Origin of the sequence: Streptomyces sp. NPDC005820 (assembly GCF_040630255.1) — a bacterium.
Taxonomy (GTDB): domain Bacteria; phylum Actinomycetota; class Actinomycetes; order Streptomycetales; family Streptomycetaceae; genus Streptomyces.
In genome coordinates, this window is sequence record NZ_JBEXXE010000007.1 from 19,924 (window position 1) to 39,978 (window position 20,055).

Here is a 20,055-nt window from a genome sequence, read left to right on the forward strand (position 1 = left end):
GGACTAGCCCGTCCGTGCCATGCGCGCCGTGTACACCGCTCCCTACTCTAGGAAGCCGGTGACTGCAGAGACGAGGTGATGCGCGTGGCTCCGGTCGGCGGTACGGCAGTTCAGGACCACGTGGCCCTCGCCGAGATCGAGCTGTGCGGGGAGCTGATCATCGCGGCTTCGGCGGCCGGGGAGGAACGGCTCAGCCTGGAGAGCATCGACCAGGTGCTGCGGGTGGGGGAGGAGCTGGACGGGGCCGCGTCAGGTGCGCAGTAGCCGGCCGATGGCCTTGGTCGCTTCCTCGACCTTCGCGTCGATCTCGTCGCCGCCCTTGAGGGCCGCGTCGGCGACGCAGTGGCGCAGGTGTTCCTCCAGCAGCTGCAGGGCGAAGGACTGCAGGGCCTTGGTGGAGGCGGACACCTGGGTGAGTATGTCGATGCAGTAGGTGTCCTCGTCGACCATGCGCTGCAGGCCGCGGATCTGGCCCTCGATCCGGCGCAGGCGCTTGAGGTGCTCGTCCTTCTGCTTGTGGTAGCCGTGCGTGACGTGCGGCACGTCCCCGGCGGGTGCCGGGTCGGTGGGCTCGGTGGCCTGTGTCGTCGTCATCGCGTCCTCCCGTTACGGACATATACCCCTGCCGGGTATATCGTAACGAACTTTGCCGGGTACAGGACCCTTGAAGCCCCCGTGCTGATCACGTTGTCCGATGGGTGACACTGGGGGACGGCCCGATAGCCATGTCCGGATGGTGCGCTTAGCATCACCCTGGCCACCGGCTGACCGAAACCGATGCATCCCGAGGACCCCAAGTGCGCTTTCGTCTGACCCCCAGGGAGACGAGCTTCTACGACATGTTCGCCGCGTCCGCGGACAACATTGTCACGGGCTCGAAACTCCTGATGGAACTGCTCGGGGCGGACACCGCCGGCCGGGCCGAGATCGCAGAGCGTATGCGGGCCGCGGAACACGCCGGTGACGACGCGACACACGCGATCTTCCACCAGCTGAACTCCTCGTTCATCACGCCGTTCGACCGTGAGGACATCTACTCCCTCGCGTCCTCCCTCGACGACATCATGGACTTCATGGAGGAGGCCGTCGACCTGGTCGTCCTCTACAACGTCGAGGATCTGCCCAAGGGGGTCGAGCAGCAGATCGAGGTGCTGGCGCGGGCGGCCGAGCTGACGGCGGAGGCCATGCCCAACCTGCGGACGATGGAGAACCTCACCGAGTACTGGATCGAGGTCAACCGGCTGGAGAACCAGGCCGACCAGATCCACCGGAAGCTGCTGGCCCATCTCTTCAACGGCAAGTACGACGCGATCGAGGTGCTGAAGCTCAAGCAGATCGTGGACGTGCTGGAGGAAGCTGCCGACGCGTTCGAGCATGTGGCGAACACGGTGGAGACCATCGCCGTCAAGGAGTCCTGAGCTCTTCATGGACACCTTTGCTCTGGTCGTGACCATTTGTGTCGCGCTCGGTTTCACTTATACGAACGGTTTCCACGACTCGGCGAACGCGATCGCGACGTCGGTGTCGACGCGGGCGCTCACCCCGCGGGCCGCGCTGGCGATGGCCGCGGTGATGAATCTCGCCGGGGCCTTTCTGGGGAGTGGGGTCGCTCACACCGTCAGCAGTGGGCTCATCGAGACGCCCGAGGGGTCGACGGGGATGGGGATCCTCTTCGCCGCGCTGGTGGGGGCGATCGTCTGGAATCTGGTGACCTGGTACTTCGGGCTGCCCTCGTCCTCGTCCCACGCGCTGTTCGGCGGCATGGTGGGGGCGGCGCTGGCCGGCGGGACGGATGTCATCTGGTCCGGGGTGCTCGACAAGGTCGTGATTCCGATGTTCCTGTCGCCGGTGGTGGGGCTCGTTGGCGGCTATCTCGTGATGTGTCTGATCTTGTGGATCTTCCGGCGGGCCAATCCGCACAAGGCCAAGCGGGGGTTCCGGATAGCGCAGACGGTCTCCGCGGCGGGGATGGCGCTGGGGCACGGTCTGCAGGATGCGCAGAAGACGATGGGCATCGTGGTGATGGCGCTGGTCATCGGGGATGTGCAGGGGGCCGATGATCCGATTCCGGTGTGGGTGAAGGTCGCTTGTGCGGTGATGTTGTCGCTGGGGACGTATGCGGGTGGGTGGCGCATCATGCGGACGCTCGGGCGGAAGATCATTGAGTTGGATCCGCCGCAGGGGTTCGCTGCGGAGACGACCGGGGCGTCGATCATGTTCACGACGGCGTTTCTGTTCAAGGCGCCTATTTCCACGACGCATGTGATTACTTCGGCGATCATGGGGGTGGGGGCTACCAAGCGGGTCAATGCGGTGCGGTGGGGTGTGGCGAAGAACATCGTGTTGGGGTGGTTCATTACGATGCCGGCTGCTGCGCTTGTTGCTGCGGGGGCGTTTTGGGTGGTGAATCTGGCGTTTCTGTAGGCGCGGGGTTTTTGCCCACCCGCCCGCCCGTCTCGGTCGGCCGAGAGGCGGGCGTCGTCCCGGGGCTCCGCCCCGGACCCCGGCGGGGCTCCGCCCCTGCACCCCCCTCGCCCACCCGCCCACCCGTCTCGCTTTGTTGAGGGGTGGGCGTTGTGTTGGGGGGCACGTTGGACCCAACTACCTGTTCTGATTTCCGGGCTCGTCCCGCCTCTGCCGGGTTCTGGTGCCTGGGCTCGTCCCGCCTTTGCCGCTCTGGTCCCCGGGCTCGTCCCGCCTCTGCCGCTTTGCTTCCTGGGCTCGTCTTCCCTCCGCCGCTCTGGTCCCTGGGCTTGCCCCTCCTCCGCCCCTCCGATCCCCAGGTTCGCCTCTTCTCCGTGCCCCCGTCCCTGTGCAGGCCCCGCTCACTTCGCCTCTGCCAGGGCAGCCCCTTTCGGAAAACCATGTGGGCCCGCCCCCCGAGGCAGTCGGGGGGCGGGCCCTTTGTGGCCTCGCGGTGGCACCGCCATGCAGCACCGCGAGGGGTCCGGTGGCGGCCTCGATGGGGTGAGGCCGCCGAGGCTGTCAGCCGAAGCGGCCCGAGATGTAGTCCTCGGTGGCCTGGACGGACGGGTTGGAGAAGATGCGCTCCGTGTCGTCGATCTCGATCAGCTTGCCGGGCTGGCCGACGGCGGCGAGGTTGAAGAAGGCCGTGCGGTCGGAGACGCGGGCCGCCTGCTGCATGTTGTGCGTCACGATGACGATCGTGAAGCGTTCCTTCAGCTCGCCGATCAGGTCCTCGATGGCGAGGGTGGAGATGGGGTCCAGGGCGGAGCAGGGCTCGTCCATCAGGAGGACCTTCGGTTCGACCGCGATGGCGCGGGCGATGCACAGACGCTGCTGCTGGCCGCCCGAGAGGCCGGAACCCGGCTTGTTCAGGCGGTCCTTCACCTCGTTCCAGAGGTTCGCGCCCTTGAGGGACTTCTCGACGACGTCCGAGAGCTGCGACTTCTTGTAGTTGCCGTTGAGGCGCAGGCCCGCGGCCACGTTGTCGAAGATGGACATCGTGGGGAACGGGTTCGGGCGCTGGAAGACCATGCCGATCTCGCGGCGGACGGCCACGGGGTCGACGCCCGCGCCGTAGAGGTCCTCGTCGTCCAGCAGGACCTTGCCCTCGACCCGGCCGCCCGACGTCACCTCGTGCATACGGTTCAGCGTGCGCAGGAACGTCGACTTGCCGCAGCCCGAAGGGCCGATGAAGGCCGTCACCGTGCGCGGCTCGACCGTCATCGAGATGTCCTCGATCGCCTTGTGGGTGCCGTAGTAGGCGGTGAGCCCGCTTACATCGATTCGCTTGGACATGGTTACTACTTCACTTCCGTCTCGGTCGCTGAGCTGAGGGGCCGCGTCAGCGACCGGTCTTCGGGGCCTTCCAGCGGGCGATGGCCCGGGCCACGAGGTTGAGGATCATCACGAAGGCGATCAGCGTGAGCGAGGCCGCCCAGGCACGGTCGTACGCCGCCGTGGAACCGGCGCTCTGCGAGTACTGCTGGTAGATGTACAGCGGCAGAGACGCCTGCGCACCCTCGAAGGGGTTGTTGTTGATGAACGGGTTGCCGAAGACCAACAGGAGGACCGGGGCCGTCTCACCCGCGATACGGGCGATCGCCAGCATGATGCCGGTGATGATGCCGCCGATCGAGGTCGGGACGACCACCTTCAGAATGGTGCGCCACTTCGGGACGCCCAGCGCCAGGCTCGCCTCACGCAGTTCGTTCGGGACGAGCTTCAGCATCTCCTCGGTCGAGCGCACCACCACCGGCATCATCAGGATCGCCAGCGCGAGGGAGCCCGCGAAGCCGAAGGGCTGCATGTCGAACATCAGCATGAGGCTGAGGATGAACAGGCCCGCGACGATCGACGGGATGCCCGTCATGACGTCGACGAAGAACGTGACCGCCTTCGCCAGGCCGCCGCGGCCGTACTCGACCAGGTAGATCGCCGTCAGGATGCCGATCGGGGCGCCGATCAGGGTGGCGAGGCCGACCTGCTCCAGGGTGCCGATGATGGCGTGGTAGATACCGCCGCCCGGCTCGGAGTCGGCGACGACGCCCATGGAGTGGGTCAGGAAGTAGATGTCCAGGACCTTCACGCCGCGCGCGATGGTGGTCCACAGGAGGGAGACCAGCGGGACGACGGCCAGGATGAACGCCACCCAGACCAGGGAGGTCGCGATGCGGTCCTTCGCCTGGCGGCGGCCCTCGACCTTGGCGGCGATGCCGTACGTGCCGAGGAGGAAGAAGATGCCCGCGAGCAGGCCCCACTGGACCTTGCTGTCGAGGCCGGCGGCCAGGCCGATCCCGACGGCGACGACGATCGACCCGGCGGCGATCGCCCAAGGGGACCAGTTCGGGAGGCTCGCGCCGCGCAGCGTGCTGGGGCGCTTGTCGGCGACTGCTGTTGCGTGGCTCATGCGTTGGCCCCCGAGTACTCCTTGCGGCGGGCGATGATCATGCGGGCCGCGCCGTTGACCAGCAGGGTGATGACGAAGAGGACGAGACCGGAGGCGATCAGCGCGTCACGGCCGTATTCCGTCGCCTCGTTGAACTTGCTGGCGATGTTCTGGGCGAAGGTGCCGCCGCCGGGGTTCAGCAGGCTGGCGTGGATGTCGAAGTCGGGGGAGAGGACCGTGGCGACGGCCATCGTCTCGCCGAGCGCGCGGCCGAGGCCGAGCATGGAGGCCGAGATGACGCCGGAGCGGCCGAAGGGGATCACCGCCATGCGGATGACCTCCCAGCGGGTGGCGCCGAGCGCCAGGGCCGCCTCCTCGTGCATCTGCGGGACCTGGCGGAAGACCTCGCGGCTCACGTTGGTGATGATCGGCAGGATCATGATCGCCAGGAGGATGCCGACCGTCAGCATGGAGCGCGGCGCGCCCTGGTCCCAGGAGAAGATGCCGGTCCAGCCGAGGTAGTCGTTGAGCCAGCCGAACAGGCCGTCCATGTGCGGGACGAGGATGAGGGCGCCCCAGAGGCCGTACACGATGGAGGGGACGGCGGCGAGCAGGTCGACCACGTACGCGATGGGGCCGCTCATGCGGCGCGGGGCGTAGTGCGTGATGAACAGCGCGATCGCCACGGCGACCGGGACCGCGATCGCCATGGCGATGATCGACGACACGATCGTGCCGAAGGCGAGGACCGCGATGCCGAACTTCGGCGGAACGAGGTTGGTGTTCCACTCGAAGGCGGTGAGGAAGTTGGCTTCGTCCTTGCTGATGGCGAGGTAGGCGCGGTAGGCCAGGAAGACCGCGATCGCCGCCATGATCACCAGCAGCAGGATGCCCGACCCGCGGGAAAGACCGAGGAAGATCCGGTCGCCGGGTCGGGTGGCGCCGCGGGCCGCGCGCTTGTGGGGGCCGTTGGCGGAGGTCGTGGGGGGAACGTTGTCGTGGGGCGGGGGCGCACCGTCGGCGCCTGTCTTCTGCGTTGATATGTCCATCGGGATCTCCGGTCTGCGGAGCCGCTGCGGGTGTGGGCGGCTCCGGCGGGGCCGGCCTTCGGGCGGCCCCTGGCGGCGGTGCACCGGACGGGTGCGGTCCGGTCCGGGTCTCCCCGGTGCCGGACCGCACCTTCAGATCAGCTCAGGCCGTCGATCGTGGTACGGACCTTGGAGATGATCGCGTCGGGGATCGGCGCGTAGTCGATGCCCGAGAGGATGCCCTGGCCCTCGGTGGAGGCGATGTAGGTCAGGAACGCCTTCGTGGCGGGCAGGGTGGCGGCCTTGTTGCCCTTGTCGCAGACGATCTCGTACGTCACCAGGGTGATCGGGTAGGCGCCGTCGGCCTTGGTGGTGTAGTCGAGCTTCAGCGACAGGTCGCTGCCGGTGCCGACGACCTGAGCGGCGGCGACGGCCTTGGTCGCGCCCTCGGAGGAGGCCTTGACCGGGGCGGAGGCGCCGGTGTTGATCGAGACGACACCCAGGCCGTCCTTGGCGTACGACAGCTCCATGTAGCCGATCGCGCCGCTGGTCTGCTTCACGCCCTGGGCGACACCGGAGGAACCGGAGGCGGACTGACCGCCCTTGGCCTGCCAGGCCTTGCCACCGGAGTACTTCCAGTCGCTCGGGGCGGCGGCGATCAGGTACTTGGTGAAGTTGTCCGTCGTACCCGACTCGTCCGAGCGGTGGTACGGCTGGATCTTCAGGTCGGGAAGCTTCGCGCTGGGGTTCAGCTTCTTGATCGCGGCGTCGTTCCAGTTGGTGATCTTGCCGTCGAAGATCTTGGCGATCGTCGAGGCGTCGAGCACCAGGTCGTCCACGCCGGCGACGTTGTACGCGACGGCGATCGGGCCCGCGACCATCGGCAGGTCGATGCCCTGGCCGCCGGAGCAGACCGACTTGGAGGCGGTGACCTCTTCGGGCTTCAGCGCGGAGTCCGAGCCGGCGAAGGCGACCTGGCCCTGGGTGAACGCGGTGACGCCCGCGCCCGAGCCGGAGCCCTTGTAGTTCACCTGGACACCCGAGCAGGCCTGCGTGAAGTTCTTCACCCAGGCGTCGATCGCGTTCTTCTGCGCGGAGGAGCCGTCGGCCAGGAGCTGGCCCTTGGCGTCGTCACACTTGATCGAACCGGCGGCGGCGGTCGCGGAGGAGCTGCTGCTGCTGTTGCCGCTCGAGCCCGTGTCGTCGGAGCCGCACGCCGTGAGGGCCAGGGCGCCGGAGACGGCGAGAGCACCGAGGGTGAGGGCCCGCCGGTTCATGCGCTGAAGCTTCACTTGAGGGAGATCCTTCCAGTAGCCGCCGTCCTGAATTCGGCGGCGTGCGAAAGCCATGGGTGGCATGGGCGTGGTCGTCGGACCGCGCACCGCACCGGGTAAGGCCGAAATTAGGCAGATCAGGTGAAGGCGCCTACGGGCGCGAGTGAACGGCGGGTGAACCCATGGGGAAGGCCCGGTTAGGTCACGGAACGCTTACGTTGGGGACACAGCGGGGTCCCGGGTCAGGTGTGGCGCAAGGTGCTGATGAGGGCGTCCACCAGCTCGCGGTCCCGGGGCTGGGTGAGGCGGCTGCGGGCCGCCGTCGGCGGCAGCCAAAGGAGGCGGTCTACCTCGTCGTTCGGGCTGAAAACGCCGGAGACGGCCTCCGCCGCCCAGTAGCGGACCTGCTTGGGCCGGCCGTTCGCGTAGTAGCTCACGCTCGGCAGCACCGCTCCGGGAGCGGCCCGGTACCCCGTCTCCTCCTCGACCTCGCGCAGGGCGCCTTCCAGCGGGTCCTCCCCCCGCTTGAGCTTGCCCTTCGGGTGTGACCAGTCGTCGTACTTCGGTCGGTGGACGAGGCACACCTCCAGTTGACCGCCACTTTGCGAACGGCGCCACAGGACGCAGCCCGCGGCCTGCACGGGGGTCTGCAAGGGGGTCCGGTTCGGGGAACTCACTTCGTCCTCACCGCCTGGCTCATCCGACTTCCGACGTCCTGTCCTGATGTCTTCCCGGTCGCCCGTCCTCCTGTTGACGCGGTGTTGTCCTGTGGCTTACGGCGAGGTGTCCACCGAGTGCGACCCGCCGCGCGGCGGGGCTACGGCCTGCCGACGGTCTGCTTCTGCCAGCAGTGCTGGAACGCGTACCGCGCCGCCTCCACCTCATGCCGCTGGTCCGCGTGCAGCACGCCGAGCGCGTACGCGGTGGCCGGCGCGATCCGGGGTGTACGGGCCGCCTGGGCCGCGGCGGCCGACGCCTCCGAGGCGTCCCGGTGCCGGTCGAGGGCCTGGCCCGCGGTGAGCAGCCGCACGTCCAGGGGCGCGCCGGGGCCGTGCAGGACCTCGCAGGCGTAGCGGTGCAGCCGCAGCAGCAGGCGGACCTGGTGCCAGGGGGCGTCCTGGGGGTGCGGGGCCGGGTCGGGGGAGAGGCCGTGGATCAGGGCCTCCGCGTTGTACGGGCTGCCCGCGGTGAGGAGCGGGAGGGCGGCGACGGCGTCCGCGAGGCGTTCCTCGGCGGCCGCGGCGAGGGGGTGCAGGTCGGTGCCGGGCGCGGCGGGGGTGAGGGGGACCTCGCTGGCGAGGACCGCGACCTGGTCGGCGACCGCGTGGAAGCGGGAGGAGCCGAGAGCCTGGAGGGCGGTGCTGTGGGCGCGGGTGCGGGCCAGGGTGAGCTGGCGGTCCAGGAGGGCGCCCGCCTTCGCGGCGCCGACGGTGAGATTGCCGCGGTCGGGGGGAGCCGTGGTGCGGGTGCCGCCGGTGGCGGATGCCGCTCGGTGCGGGACGGGCGCCGCCCCGGCGGTACGACCGCCCGCGGCCACGCCGGTGTCAGGGGCGCCCGGTGTCTGGGTGGGGACCGCCGTGGACCCCGACAGACGGTGGAGCGCGAGGAGCAGGCGCTCCAGGCGGGCCTCGTACGCGTGTTCAAGGGCGAGCGTGCCCGAGAGCCAGGCCAGTTCCGGGCGGATCTGCTCCGACCACTCGGGGTCGAGGAGCGGACGGAAGGTGTGCAGGCTGCCGCTGATCCGGCGGGCCGTACGGCGCAGGGCGCGCGCCGCGTCGACGGCGTCCTGCGCGCCGCCCGGCGCACCGGGGGACGCGGCGGGGCCGGCCGCCGCCGCTCCGCCCGCCGCCGTACCGCCTCCCGTCTCCCGGTGCAGCCGCAGCGCGCGGAGGAAGTCCGTGGCCTGGGCCCGCAGATAGCCCGCCAGGGCGTCCCCGGTCACGGGCCCGGCGACGACACCGGGCCCGGCCGCGGGGTCCGTCAGGTCATGGTGTTGCTGTGCCACGCCGGCGCCTCCGGGCGTCTATGAGCATCTCCTGGACGTTGCGCAGGGGCTGGCCGTCCGGGTCGGTCGCGTGCCGGATCCACTCGCCGTCCGCGCCGAGGTGCCAGGAGGAGGTGGCGTCGGACATGCCGGTCTCCAGCAGCCGGTTCAGTGCGGCCCGGTGGGCCGGGTCCACGACCCTGACCATGGCCTCGATACGGCGGTCGAGGTTGCGGTGCATCATGTCGGCGCTGCCGAACCACACCTCGGGCTCGCCGCCGTTGCCGAAGGAGAAGACCCGGGAGTGCTCCAGGAAGCGGCCGAGTATCGAGCGGACCTTGACGTTCTCCGACAGGCCGGGCACCCCGGGGCGCACCGCGCAGATGCCGCGCACCCAGACGTCGACGGGCACGCCCGCCTGGGAGGCCCGGTAGAGGGAGTCGATCAGGGCTTCGTCGACGATCGAGTTGACCTTGATGCGGACGTACGCCGGACGCCCCGCGCGGTGGTGCTGGATCTCCTTCTCCACCCGGGAGATCAGTCCGTCCCGCAGCGACTTGGGGGCGACGAGGAGACGGCGGTAGGTCTCGCGGCGCGAGTAGCCGGAGAGCCGGTTGAACAGGTCGGAGAGGTCCGCGCCGACCTGCGGGTCCGCGGTGAGCAGCCCGAGGTCCTCGTAGAGCCGGGCCGTCTTCGGGTGGTAGTTGCCGGTGCCGACGTGGCTGTAACGCCGGAGCGTCTCGCCCTCCTGACGGACCACCAGGGACAGCTTGCAGTGCGTCTTCAGACCGACGAGGCCGTAGACGACATGGCAGCCGGCCTCCTCCAGCTTGCGCGCCCACTTGATGTTGGCGTGCTCGTCGAAGCGGGCCTTGATCTCGACCAGCACGAGGACCTGCTTGCCGGACTCGGCCGCGTCGATCAGCGCGTCCACGATCGGCGAGTCGCCGGAGGTCCGGTACAGGGTCTGCTTGATCGCGAGGACGTCCGGGTCGGCGGCCGCCTGCTCCAGGAAGGCCTGGACCGAGGTGGAGAAGCTGTCGTACGGGTGGTGCAGCAGCACGTCGCGGCTGCGCAGCGCGCCGAAGATGTCCGGCGGGGAGGCCGACTCCACCTCGGCGAGGTCGCGGTGCGTGCCGGCGATGAACTTCTTGTACTTCAGCTCGGGCCGGTCCAGGCCGTGGATGCGGAAGAGACCGGTGAGGTCGAGCGGGCCGGGCAGCGGGTAGACCTCCGCCTCGGAGATCTTCAGCTCGCGCACCAGCAGGTCGAGCACCTTGCGGTCGATGGACTCCTCGACCTCCAGGCGCACCGGCGGGCCGAACCGACGCCGCATGAGCTCCTTCTCCAGGGCCTGGAGGAGGTTCTCGGCGTCGTCCTCCTCGACCTCGAGGTCCTCGTTCCGGGTGAGCCGGAAGGCGTGGTGCTCCAGCACCTCCATGCCCGGGAACAGCTCCTCCAGGTGGGCGCCGATGACGTCCTCGATGGGGACGTACCGGCCCGGGGAGGCCTCCAGGAAGCGGGACAGCAGCGGCGGCACCTTGACGCGCGCGAAGTGGTCGTGGCCGCTCACCGGGTTGCGTACGACGACCGCGAGGTTCAGCGAGAGACCCGAGATGTACGGGAAGGGGTGCGCGGGGTCGACGGCCAGCGGGGTGAGGACGGGGAAGATCTGGTGCCGGAAGAGCGTGAAGAGGCGGGCCTGCTCCTTCTCCGTCAGCTCGCTCCAGCGGACCAGGTGGATGCCCTCCTCCGCGAGCGCGGGGGCGATGTCCTCGTGGTAGGTCGCGGCGTGCCGGGCCATGAGCTCGCGGGAGCGGGCCCAGATCATCTCCAGCACCTCGCGGGGCTGCAGCCCGGAGGCGGAGCGGGTCGCCACGCCCGTCGCGATACGGCGCTTCAATCCGGCCACCCGGACCATGAAGAACTCGTCCAGGTTGCTCGCGAAGATGGCGAGGAAGTTCGCCCGTTCGAGCAGCGGTGTGTTCGGGTCCTCGGCGAGTTCGAGCACCCGCTCGTTGAACGCGAGCCAGCTGCGCTCCCGGTCGAGGAAGCGGCCCTGGGGGAGCCGGACCCCGTCGGCCTGCGATTCCTCGTACGCGTCGAGGTCGGCGTCGATGTCGGGTTCCAGATCGGAGACCGCGGCCGCGACGGTGTGCGGGCGGTGCGCGGCTATGGAGCCCACGGAGGGCTGCGCGTGCTGGACATCGGCCTGGGGGGCATGTGACTGGCTCATGTACCCATTCTTCCGCGCCAGCAGCGATACGGGCGCGTCAGAACGTGCAGGCGGGAGCATGGCGGGCTGCCCGTCGGGGTCGTTCCCCTCGGAGGGCGGCGAGGCCTCGGGCACGGCGGGCTTCATTCGCCGAGCGTCGCAAGGTCGTCTTAACCGGTGGTTACGGAGACATGGCGTGCGGGATATCGCGGGGCGGCTCGCGGGGGTCGGTGCCGGGACGCCGTGTTGGGGGGAGCGCCCGGGGTGTGGCGGGGGCGTGGCGGGGGCGTGCCGGGGGCGTGCCGGGGAGTGCCCGGGGAGCGCCGCGGGCGTGGCGGGGGAGTGCCCGGGGAGCGCCGCGGGCGTGGCGGGGGAGTGCCCGGGGAGCGCCGCGGGCGTGGCGGGGGAGCGCCGCGGGTGTGCCGGGGAGCGTTCGGGGCGTGCCGCGGGCGTGCCGGGGGTGCGTACGGCCGTCTCCCCCGCGGAGGGACGTACGCACCCCTGGCTTACCCCGGCTGCCCCCGGTTCAGGCCGTGCGGCGGCGCACCAGCCAGTAGGCGGCGGCGGTGGCCAGGGCGGCGACGGCGAGGACGATCCCGGTCTCCATGAGCTGGAGCGGCCAGTAGTGGGATTCGGGGTGGTAGGAGGTGTAGTAGCCGGTGACGCCGAGATCGTCGAGGCAGCGCCGCATCTCGGCGTCACCGCCCTCGCACCGCCAGTACTCGACGTTCGCGGGCCGGCCGTGGACCAGGGCGCCGCTCGCCATCTGCCAGGCGGAGTCGGGGAGGTAGGGCTCCCCGTCCGTCGTCGAGGTGCTGGTCACCGTGGGCCACAGGCTGCCGCGGTACAGCGCCAGAACGAAGGAGAGCGCCCAGGTCGCGCCGGTGGCGACGGCGAGGGCGGGCAGCGGGCGGCGCAGCAGGAACCCGCTGAGCGCGCCGACCGCGAGGGCGCACAGGACGTACGCGACGGCGGCCGGGCCGCGGGTGGGGAACGCCTCGCCCATCCAGTCGTCGTACAGGAGATCTCTGTTGCCGTCCCAGACCCAGCGGTGCAGGAGGACCAGGGCGGTGGTGCTCGTGGTCAGGACGAGTGCGGGGACCGCGAGCTTGGCGGTGAGCCAGCGGACGGGGCTGATGCCCTGGGTCCAGGCGAGGTGCGCGGTGCCGTTCTCCAGCTCGCGGCCGATCAGCGCGCCGCCGGCGAAGGCGGCCACGGCGATGAAGGAGTAGGTGAGGAACAGGCCGATCAGACCCATGCCGCTCGCGAAGCCGGACCAGCCGCTGAACGTCGTGTCGCAGAGGTCCTGGCCCGCGCGGTCGCAGGCCTCCATCGCCGCGCGCTCGTCGTCGGCGGCGACCGTGCCGAGCCACACCAGGAAGCCGCTCAGGCCGATGACGACGAGCGTCCAGAGGACGAGCGCGGTGCGGTGCAGCCGCAGCACCGTACGGGCGGTGCCCCAGGAGGCCCCAGGGGCCAGGGCCTCGGCGGCGGACTCCTGCGGGGCGCCGGTTCGCGGGTTGGCGACGGCGGTCATACGGCGGCCTCCTGAGCGGCGGACGGGGAGGGGGCGGACGGGGAGGGGGCGGACGGGGAGGGGGCGGACGGGGAGGGGGCGGAAGAGGAGGGGGCGGAAGGGGCGAGGGCGGAGGGGATGGGGGCGGATGGGACGAGGGCGGAGGGGATGAGGGCGGAGGGGACGAGGACGGAAGGGACGAGGGCGGAGGGGACGAGGACGGAAGGGACGAGGACGGAAGGGACGAGGACGGAAGGGACAGGGACGGAAGGGATGAGGGCGGAGGGGAGGGGGTGTCTGAGCGGGCCGGTGGTGGCGGAGGCCGGGGTCACGTCAGGGCCTCCTCGGGTGCGGTGGGGGTGAGGGAGGCGGCCTGGGGGTTGCGCAGGTAGGCGAGGACGAGTTCCTCCAGGGACGGGGCCGAGGTGCGCCACTCGTCGGCGAGGCGGCCGGCCGGACGGATCAGCGCGGTGAGCTGGCGGCCGGTGACCCGGGACTCGACGACCGTGTGCGCGGAGAGGTCGGGGAGCCCGTCAGCCGATTCGGCGGTTGCGCTCACGCGCGCGTGCGCGGCCAGCAGGTCGTCGATGTCCCCGGCCAGCCGGACCCGGCCGCCGCCGACCAGCAGCAGATGGTCGCAGGAGTTCTCCAGCTCGGCGACCACGTGTGACGACATCACGATCGTCGTCCCGTGCTGCGCCGCCTGGGACATGAGGACGCCCATCAGTTCGTGCCGGGCGAGCGGGTCCAGGTCGGCCATCGGCTCGTCCAGGAGCAGCAGCTCGGGCCGCTTGGCGAGGGCGAGCGCGAGGGCGACCCGGGTGCGCTGGCCGCCGGAGAGCGCGCGGACCTTGCGCTTGGGGTCGAGATTCCCAGCGGAAACGATCCGCTCGGCGGCCGAGGCCTCCCACCGGCCAGGGTTGAGATGTGCGCCCATGCGCAGCGTCTCGGCGATCGTGAGCTGCGGGTGCAGCGGCTTGTCCTGGGCGACGTAGCCGACACGCGCGCGTGCGGACGCGGGGTCCGTGCCGAGGACGGCGACGGTGCCCTCGGTGGGGGCCAGCAGCCCGGCGGCGAGGGAGAGGAGCGTGGATTTCCCGGCCCCGTTCGGTCCGACGACGGCGCAGACCCGCCCGGCGGGCAGCCGGAACGTGCAGTCCCGCAGCGCCCAGCCCCCACGCCGGCCGAATCGCTTGCCGAGCGCGGTGGCCGCCATGGCGAGATCGGTCATGGCGAGATCGGTCATGAGGGGTCTCCCTTGGGGTGCGGGCGCTTCGGGTGAGCGGGGGACTGGGGGGCGACGACGGCGGTGGGGGCGGCGAAGCCGTCGGGGGTGGTGCGGGTGGTGCGGGTGGCCGGCGTGCTCGGTCCCTCGCCCGGCGGGTCGGGTCGCTCGTGCGGTGTGCCCGGACCCTCGTCCGGTGGGGCGAAGTGTTCTTCGAGTACGGCGGTGAAGAGCGCGGCCACGTCCTCGCGGTCCAGGCCGGTGTCCCGGGCCCGTACGGCCCAGGCGTCCAGCTCGGTGCGCAGGGGCGAGTCGGCCGGGGCGGTGCTCAGTCCGCGCCGCACGAACGTGCCGAGCCCGCGCCGCGCCTCCACCAGCCCCTCGCGCTCCAGCTCGCGGTACGCCTTCAGCACGGTGTTCGGGTTGATGGCGGTCGCCTCGACGACCTCGCGGGCGGTGGGCAGCTTGTCCCCGGGCCGCAGCACGCCCAGCCGCAGGGCCTGCTTGGTCTGCTGGACGATCTGGACGTAGGTGGCCACGCCGCTGTGCCGGTCGATGCGGTACTCGACCACTCGGCACCACCCTTTCACTAATTGAGTAGTGAAAGGGTGGTGGAAGTGGGGGCGGGAAGTCAAGATCGAGAAGCCCGGACGTCGGATCGGGATGTGCCCCGTCGGCGGTGCAACTGCCCTGAGGCGGACGGGCATCGGGGCGAAAGGCCAGGTCGAGGGGGTGGGGCCGAGGGCGGTGCGGTTCGCGGAAAATTCTTGGGCCGGATCGTGAACCGATCGGCGTGGCCGGACCGATGAGGGGTTGTGAGCGAAACGAGAAGCGACGGGGAGCTGCTGCGGGCCATCGCGGCAGACGCGGACCGTCACGCCTTCGAGGAGCTGTACCGGCGGTTCGCGCCGTGGCTGACCGCGCGGATGCGCGGCCGCTGCGCCGACGCCGGGATAGTCGACGACGTCGTACAGGAGACGTTCCTCGCGGTGTGGCGGGGCAGCGCCCGCTATCGCGAGGACGGCGACGTGGCGGGCTGGCTGTGGCGCATCGCCGCGCGCCGGCTGGTCGACGCCCTGCGCGGCGACGGCGCGCGCGGCCGCTTGCGCCAGACCCTGTCCCGCCTGCGCCACCGCGACGAGGTCTCGGCGGAGGAACGCGTGCTCGCGGGGGTGGAGCACGGGGATCTCGCCGGGGCACTCACCCGCCTCTCGCCGGAGCTGCGGGCCGTCCTGCAGGCGACCGTCATCGACGGGCTCACCACCAGGGAGGCCGCGGTTCTGCTCGGCATCCCGCCCGGCACGGTCAAGACGCGGGCCCTGCGCGCCCGCAAGCAACTGCGGGAGGCGCTGGCATGACGCGGATCGTGGACGGGGCGCGCGGCAGCCGACCGCCCCTGCGACGCACCGGCCGCACGGGCGACACCGCCCTGCGCTGGTACGCGCAGGCGGAGGCCGCGGCCCGCGCGGGAGAACACGCGAGATGGCACCGGGCCGACCACCGGGCCGACCACCGGGCCGACCACCCGGCCGACCACCCGGCCTCGTGCGACGGCTCGTCCGACCACTCGCACGACGGCTCGTCCGACCACTCGCACGACGGCCCGTACGACCACTCGCACGACGGCCCGCACGGCCACTCGCACGACGGCCCGTACGAAGCAGCGGCCGGCGCCCGACCGGGCGCGGGTACCGACCGGCACCAGCCGAGGGAGACACAGGCATGACCGAGGGAGGCACAGGTATGACATGGCATGTGGCGGAGGACGATCTGCGGGCCTACGCCCTCGGCGAGTTGGCGCCGCCCCTGCTGTGGTCCGCGGACACCCACCTCACCCGGTGCGCGCAGTGCCGGGCCCGGCTCACGGCAGCCGCCGACCCCGTCGCGCTGGACGCCGGCTGGGAGCGGCTGGACGCCGAACTGGACGCCCCCCGGCCGAGCCTGACGGAGCGGCTGCTGGTGCGGATGGGCGTGGCCGACCACACCGCGCGGCTGCTGACGGCGACGCCGGTGCTGCGCCGCTCCTGGCTGCTGTCGGTGCTGTTCCTGCTGGTCATGACGGTACTGGCGGTGCGCGTCGCGGACGTGCCCTCGCTGTTCCTCGCGCTCGCCCCGCTGCTCCCGCTGGCCGGTGTCGCCCTGTCCTACGGCCCCGCCCTCGACCCGACGTACGAGATGGCGGTCGTCGCCCCGCTGCACGGCTTCCGCCTGCTGATGATCCGTACGGTCGCGGTCCTCACCGCGGGCCTCGCGCTCAACGGTATGGCGACCCTGGCCCTCCCGGGGTACGGACTGATGGCTCTGGCCTGGCTGCTGCCCGCCCTCGCCCTCACCACCACGGGCCTCGCGCTCTCCGCCCGGCTGGGCCCGGTCCTCGCGCCCGCCCTGGTCGGCGGCGCCTGGCTGACCCTGCTGGTCGTGTTGCAGACCCAGGCGCACACGGCGGGCACGCTCGCCCCCTTCACCGTGCTCGGCCAGTCCGCCGCCGCCGGGGTGACGGTCGTCGCCGCCCTGCTGCTCTACCAGGCCCGGGACCGCTTCGACGCCCGCCCGATGGGCGGCTTCGCGGCCGGCGGCACGGCATGAGACCGCCCCGCCCCGCACCCTCTTCGCCGGCACCTTCCCCGGCCCCTTCCCTTCCCTCCTCGCCTTTTTCCGCCCCGCTCGCCTCCCCGTCTTCTCGCCCTTCCAGGACTTTCAGGACCTTCAGGAGCCCCGCGTGACCATCGACCCCCTCACCGAGCCCAGCACGCTGCGGGCCGACGGGCTGGCCCTGCGCTTCGGCGGCACCCGCGCCCTCGACGGCGTCTCCCTGAGGCTGACACGCGGCGTCACCGGGCTGCTCGGTCCCAACGGCGCCGGGAAGACCACCCTGCTGCGGGTGCTGGCCACGGCCGTACCGGCCGACGACGGCCGGTTCACCGCCCTCGGGCACGACCCCCGCACCACCGCCGGCCGCCTCGCCCTGCGCCGCGATCTCGGCTACCTGCCCCAGACCCCCGGCTTCCACCCGGACTTCACGGCCTTCGAGTTCGTCGACTACGTGGCGATCCTCAAGGAGCTGACCGACCGGGGAGCCCGCCACCGCGAGGTACGCCGTGTCCTGGACGCCGTCGACCTCTCCGACGTGCGCGGCAAGCGGCTCAAGCGGCTCTCCGGCGGTATGCGGCAGCGCGTCGCGCTGGCGGCCGCGCTGGTCGGCGACCCCGGCTTCCTCGTCCTGGACGAGCCGACCGTCGGCCTCGACCCCGAGCAGCGCATGCGGTTCCGGGAGTTGATCGCCCAGGCCGGCGAGGGCCGCACGGTCCTGCTGTCCACGCACCAGACCGAGGACGTGGCGATGCTCTGCCACCGTGTCGTCGTCCTGGCCGGTGGCCGGATCCGCTTCGAGGGCACCCCCGCCGAGCTGACCGCCCGCGCGGCGGGCCGGGTCTGGAGCAGCGGGGAACGCGCGCCGGGCGCGCTGGCGGGCTGGCGCACCGGTATGGGCACCTTCCGCAACATCGGGGACCCGCCCGCCGGCGCCGACCTGCTCGAACCCACCCTGGAGGACGGCTATCTGCTCGCCCTGGACGGCGAGAGCGCGGAGGTGACGGCATGAGCCGCACCCCGGCGACCCCCGCTGCCCCGGCCACGCCGGCCGGCCCCCCGGCCACCCCGCTCGACGAGCCGCCCGCCACCGACCTGGGGCAGCCGGGCGAGGGCAACCGCTTCCGGGCGGTCCTCGCCCTGGCCCGCTTCGAGACGCGCGATCTGCTGACGCAGATCCAGATCCTCTTCTTCTTCGTCCTCTACCTCTTCCTCGTCATCCTGCAGATGGTGCGGCAGGAGGGCATGGACGACTACCCGATCCTCAACATGGCCGACCGGGACACCCAGGCGGTGCCCCCGCTGTTCGCCCTCGCCGTTCTCGTCTGCGTGAACGCGGCCGCGCTGCGGTCCCGGAAGCACGGTACGGTCCAGCAGTTCGACGTCCTGGCCATGGACCCGTGGCGGCGCACCCTCGCCCACATCCTGTCCGTGGTGCCCTTCGCGGCGCTCACGGCGGTCCTCGTCCTCGTGCAGTACACCCGGGAGGCGCTCAAGCCCGGCGCGATCGGCCATGGTTCGCTCGGCGAACTGGCGGTGGGCCCCCTCACGGTCCTGCTGGCCGGGATCGTGGGCGTGCTGCTGGCCCGTGTGCTCCCGTCGTCCTTCGCTCCCATACTGTTCGTCATCGCCTTCTACCTGGTCATGGTCGTCGCCTCCGAGCTCGCCACCCAGGGCAAGGGCTGGGCCTGGCAATGGCTCAGCCCGATCACCCTGAACTCCCTGCCCAGCGGCGAACCGGTCCCCTCCGACCTGCTCGGCCGCCCCGCCGGCTGGCACGCCCTCTATCTGCTCGGTCTGTGCGCCGCGGTGGCCTGCGCGGGCCTGCTCCTGACCGGCGGTCGCACCCGCGCCGTCAAGGCGGCCACGGCGCTCGCCCTCGCGACCACCGTGGCCGGCGTGATCGGCCAGGTGCCCCACACGGCGGCTCTGGAGACGGCCCGCAAGGTGGCGTCCGAGACTCCGCTGAAGGTCCAGTCCTGCACGAAGGACGACGGCTCGACGTACTGCTCGTTCCCCGAGTGGAACGGCACACGGGACGACTGGTCCGGCGTGGTCCGGCGCGTGCGGTCCCTGGCGGGCGGCACGGCGTCGACGAGGCCGCTGACGATCCGCCAGCGCATCGACGTCACCGGCGGTGTGGAGCAGGACACCTCCCTCACCGCGCTGTCCACGCCCGGCGAGGTCACGGTCGGCACGCACTGGGGCGGCAACCGCGTCCCCGAATTCGCGGTCGGAGTCGCCACCGTCCTGGTGACGGGCACCGAGGAGGCGACCACCGAGGAACTCTGCGACGAAGCCCGCGCGGTGACGATCATGTGGCTGGCCCTGGGCGCCGACCCCACCCCGCTGGCCACCTTCCAGGACGTCCGGCTGAACGACAGCATCGAGGGCTCCGACGTGATCCTCGCCCCCACCAACGGGTTCGTTCTGTCGGCGGCGCAGACGAAGGTCGTCCGGGAGCTCCTGGACCGCCCCCGAGCCGAGATCACCGAGCGGGTCAAGACCCACTGGACGGAACTGACATCCCCGTCGACGACCACGGCCCAGGCCGCGAAGCTGCTGGGCGTCCCGGTACCGAAGGAGGCGGAGAAGTGCGAGAAGTAGGGAAGACCGCGGGAGCCGAAGCCGCGGGAGCCGAAGCCGCGGGAGCGGTGGCGGGGAGGAGAGACACGGCGGTGCTGCTCCGCTCGCTGCTGGTGCCGGTCTGGCGCACCCTGCCCCGGCGGGCCCTGACGACCGCCGGCGCGGTGGGGCTGCTGCTCGCGGCGACCACCCGCCTCCCCGACCACGCGCCGGGCACCGAGCTGGGCCTGTTCGTCCTGCGGCTCACGGCGCTCTCCGGCGCTCTGGGCCTGGCCTTCCTCCTTGACGACCCGGCCCGCAACACCAGCGCGACCACCCCGACGGCCCGCCCGTTCCGGACGGTCCTGCGCCTGGCGATGGTGCTGCCCCTGACCGCCCTGTGGTGGGCGACGGCCCTCCTCCTCGTACCGTCGTCGACCCGCCCCCCGCTTCTCCCGGTCACCCTGCAGGCAGCGGCGATGACCACGGCCGCCCTGGCCCTGGCCACGGTCGCCGTCCGTCTCACGGACTCCCCCGAGGTGGGCAGGAGCACGGCGATATGCCTGCTCACGGCGAGCGCGGTGGCCGTCCTGACCCCCAACCGCTGGGGACTGCTGGCCACACCGGCCGACCCCTGGTGGGAGCCGACCCAGCTGAGATGGGCGGCGGTCCTGGGGGTGACGCTGGCGGTGTGCGCGCTGTGGACCCGGGAGCCGCTCGGACCGGGAGCGGTGTTCAGGCGGCAGACACCGGTCAAGCACTGACGCCGGACAAGCACCGACGCCGGTCAAGCACTGACGCCGGTCA

20 protein-coding genes and 1 pseudogene are annotated in these 20,055 nt (G+C 71.5%); 9 read left to right on the forward strand and 12 right to left on the reverse strand.

Annotated elements, in window-relative coordinates:
- Positions 1–78 precede the first annotated feature (78 nt).
- The gene (locus ABZ464_RS10265; protein ID WP_359273736.1) at positions 79–264 is read left to right on the forward strand and encodes a hypothetical protein; all 186 of its coding nucleotides are present in this window, start codon (positions 79–81) and stop codon (positions 262–264) included.
- On the opposite strand, the gene ABZ464_RS10270 is transcribed toward ABZ464_RS10265, so the two are convergent.
- Entirely contained in the window at positions 250–594 is a 345-nt protein-coding gene (locus tag ABZ464_RS10270; RefSeq protein WP_359273738.1) for a metal-sensitive transcriptional regulator, read from the reverse strand. The genes ABZ464_RS10265 and ABZ464_RS10270 overlap by 15 nt on opposite strands.
- A 203-nt stretch (positions 595–797) precedes the next feature.
- On the opposite strand from ABZ464_RS10270, the gene ABZ464_RS10275 reads away from it, so the two are divergent.
- Positions 798–1,418 (forward strand): DUF47 family protein, encoded by a 621-nt coding sequence (locus tag ABZ464_RS10275; RefSeq protein ID WP_055638981.1) that lies wholly within the window; start codon positions 798–800, stop codon positions 1,416–1,418.
- Positions 1,419–1,425: 7 nt separating this feature from the next.
- Positions 1,426–2,424, forward strand: coding sequence for an inorganic phosphate transporter (locus ABZ464_RS10280; protein WP_359273741.1), 999 nt, complete (start codon positions 1,426–1,428; stop codon positions 2,422–2,424).
- Positions 2,425–2,985: 561 nt separating this feature from the next.
- On the opposite strand, the gene pstB is transcribed toward ABZ464_RS10280, so the two are convergent.
- The 11 genes and pseudogenes from pstB to ABZ464_RS10335 all read right to left on the reverse strand — a co-directional run.
- Positions 2,986–3,762: a phosphate ABC transporter ATP-binding protein PstB gene (gene pstB / locus ABZ464_RS10285; RefSeq protein ID WP_359273744.1), complete on the reverse strand. Its 777-nt coding sequence runs from the start codon at positions 3,760–3,762 to the stop codon at positions 2,986–2,988.
- 46 nt (positions 3,763–3,808) lie between these two features.
- Positions 3,809–4,873 (reverse strand): phosphate ABC transporter permease PstA, encoded by a 1,065-nt coding sequence (pstA, locus tag ABZ464_RS10290; RefSeq protein ID WP_359273747.1) that lies wholly within the window; start codon positions 4,871–4,873, stop codon positions 3,809–3,811.
- The gene (gene pstC, locus ABZ464_RS10295; protein ID WP_359273750.1) at positions 4,870–5,901 is read right to left on the reverse strand and encodes a phosphate ABC transporter permease subunit PstC; all 1,032 of its coding nucleotides are present in this window, start codon (positions 5,899–5,901) and stop codon (positions 4,870–4,872) included. Before pstC ends, pstA begins: the two co-directional genes overlap by 4 nt.
- 137 nt (positions 5,902–6,038) lie before the next feature.
- Entirely contained in the window at positions 6,039–7,172 is a 1,134-nt protein-coding gene (gene pstS, locus ABZ464_RS10300) for a phosphate ABC transporter substrate-binding protein PstS (RefSeq protein WP_359274362.1), read from the reverse strand.
- A 224-nt stretch (positions 7,173–7,396) separates the two neighbouring features.
- Positions 7,397–7,831, reverse strand: a complete 435-nt coding sequence (locus ABZ464_RS10305; RefSeq protein WP_359273753.1) for an NUDIX hydrolase — start codon at positions 7,829–7,831, stop codon at positions 7,397–7,399.
- A 140-nt stretch (positions 7,832–7,971) separates the two neighbouring features.
- The gene (locus ABZ464_RS10310; protein ID WP_359273757.1) at positions 7,972–9,159 is read right to left on the reverse strand and encodes a CHAD domain-containing protein; all 1,188 of its coding nucleotides are present in this window, start codon (positions 9,157–9,159) and stop codon (positions 7,972–7,974) included.
- On the reverse strand, positions 9,140–11,500 hold the full coding sequence (locus tag ABZ464_RS10315; RefSeq protein WP_359273759.1) for an RNA degradosome polyphosphate kinase: 2,361 nt from the start codon (positions 11,498–11,500) through the stop codon (positions 9,140–9,142). Before ABZ464_RS10315 ends, ABZ464_RS10310 begins: the two co-directional genes overlap by 20 nt.
- 379 nt (positions 11,501–11,879) lie before the next feature.
- Entirely contained in the window at positions 11,880–12,890 is a 1,011-nt protein-coding gene (locus ABZ464_RS10320) for a hypothetical protein (protein ID WP_359273762.1), read from the reverse strand.
- On the reverse strand, positions 12,887–13,201 hold the full coding sequence (locus tag ABZ464_RS10325; RefSeq protein ID WP_359273765.1) for a hypothetical protein: 315 nt from the start codon (positions 13,199–13,201) through the stop codon (positions 12,887–12,889). The genes ABZ464_RS10320 and ABZ464_RS10325 overlap by 4 nt, the downstream gene beginning before the upstream one ends.
- Positions 13,198–14,100 carry an ABC transporter ATP-binding protein gene (locus tag ABZ464_RS10330; protein WP_359274364.1) on the reverse strand — a complete coding sequence of 301 codons (903 nt, stop codon included), beginning with the start codon at positions 14,098–14,100 and terminating at the stop codon, positions 13,198–13,200. Before ABZ464_RS10330 ends, ABZ464_RS10325 begins: the two co-directional genes overlap by 4 nt.
- A gap of 197 nt (positions 14,101–14,297) precedes the next feature.
- A pseudogene (locus tag ABZ464_RS10335) lies at positions 14,298–14,666 on the reverse strand (GntR family transcriptional regulator); the annotation flags it as partial.
- Positions 14,667–14,909: 243 nt separating this feature from the next.
- Here ABZ464_RS10335 and ABZ464_RS10340 point away from each other — a divergent pair.
- From ABZ464_RS10340 to ABZ464_RS10365, 6 genes are all read left to right on the forward strand, one after another.
- Positions 14,910–15,452 carry an RNA polymerase sigma factor gene (locus ABZ464_RS10340; protein WP_359273767.1) on the forward strand — a complete coding sequence of 181 codons (543 nt, stop codon included), beginning with the start codon at positions 14,910–14,912 and terminating at the stop codon, positions 15,450–15,452.
- Positions 15,449–15,820: a hypothetical protein gene (locus ABZ464_RS10345; protein ID WP_359273770.1), complete on the forward strand. Its 372-nt coding sequence runs from the start codon at positions 15,449–15,451 to the stop codon at positions 15,818–15,820. The genes ABZ464_RS10340 and ABZ464_RS10345 overlap by 4 nt, the downstream gene beginning before the upstream one ends.
- Before the next feature lie 17 nt (positions 15,821–15,837).
- Positions 15,838–16,680, forward strand: coding sequence for a zf-HC2 domain-containing protein (locus ABZ464_RS10350; RefSeq protein ID WP_359273772.1), 843 nt, complete (start codon positions 15,838–15,840; stop codon positions 16,678–16,680).
- Positions 16,681–16,813: 133 nt separating this feature from the next.
- The gene (locus ABZ464_RS10355; RefSeq protein ID WP_359273775.1) at positions 16,814–17,695 is read left to right on the forward strand and encodes an ABC transporter ATP-binding protein; all 882 of its coding nucleotides are present in this window, start codon (positions 16,814–16,816) and stop codon (positions 17,693–17,695) included.
- A complete protein-coding gene (locus ABZ464_RS10360) occupies positions 17,692–19,290 on the forward strand; it encodes an ABC transporter permease (RefSeq protein ID WP_359273778.1) in 1,599 nt (532 codons plus the stop codon). Before ABZ464_RS10355 ends, ABZ464_RS10360 begins: the two co-directional genes overlap by 4 nt.
- Positions 19,278–20,012 carry an ABC transporter gene (locus tag ABZ464_RS10365; RefSeq protein ID WP_359273781.1) on the forward strand — a complete coding sequence of 245 codons (735 nt, stop codon included), beginning with the start codon at positions 19,278–19,280 and terminating at the stop codon, positions 20,010–20,012. Before ABZ464_RS10360 ends, ABZ464_RS10365 begins: the two co-directional genes overlap by 13 nt.
- Positions 20,013–20,055 lie beyond the last annotated feature (43 nt).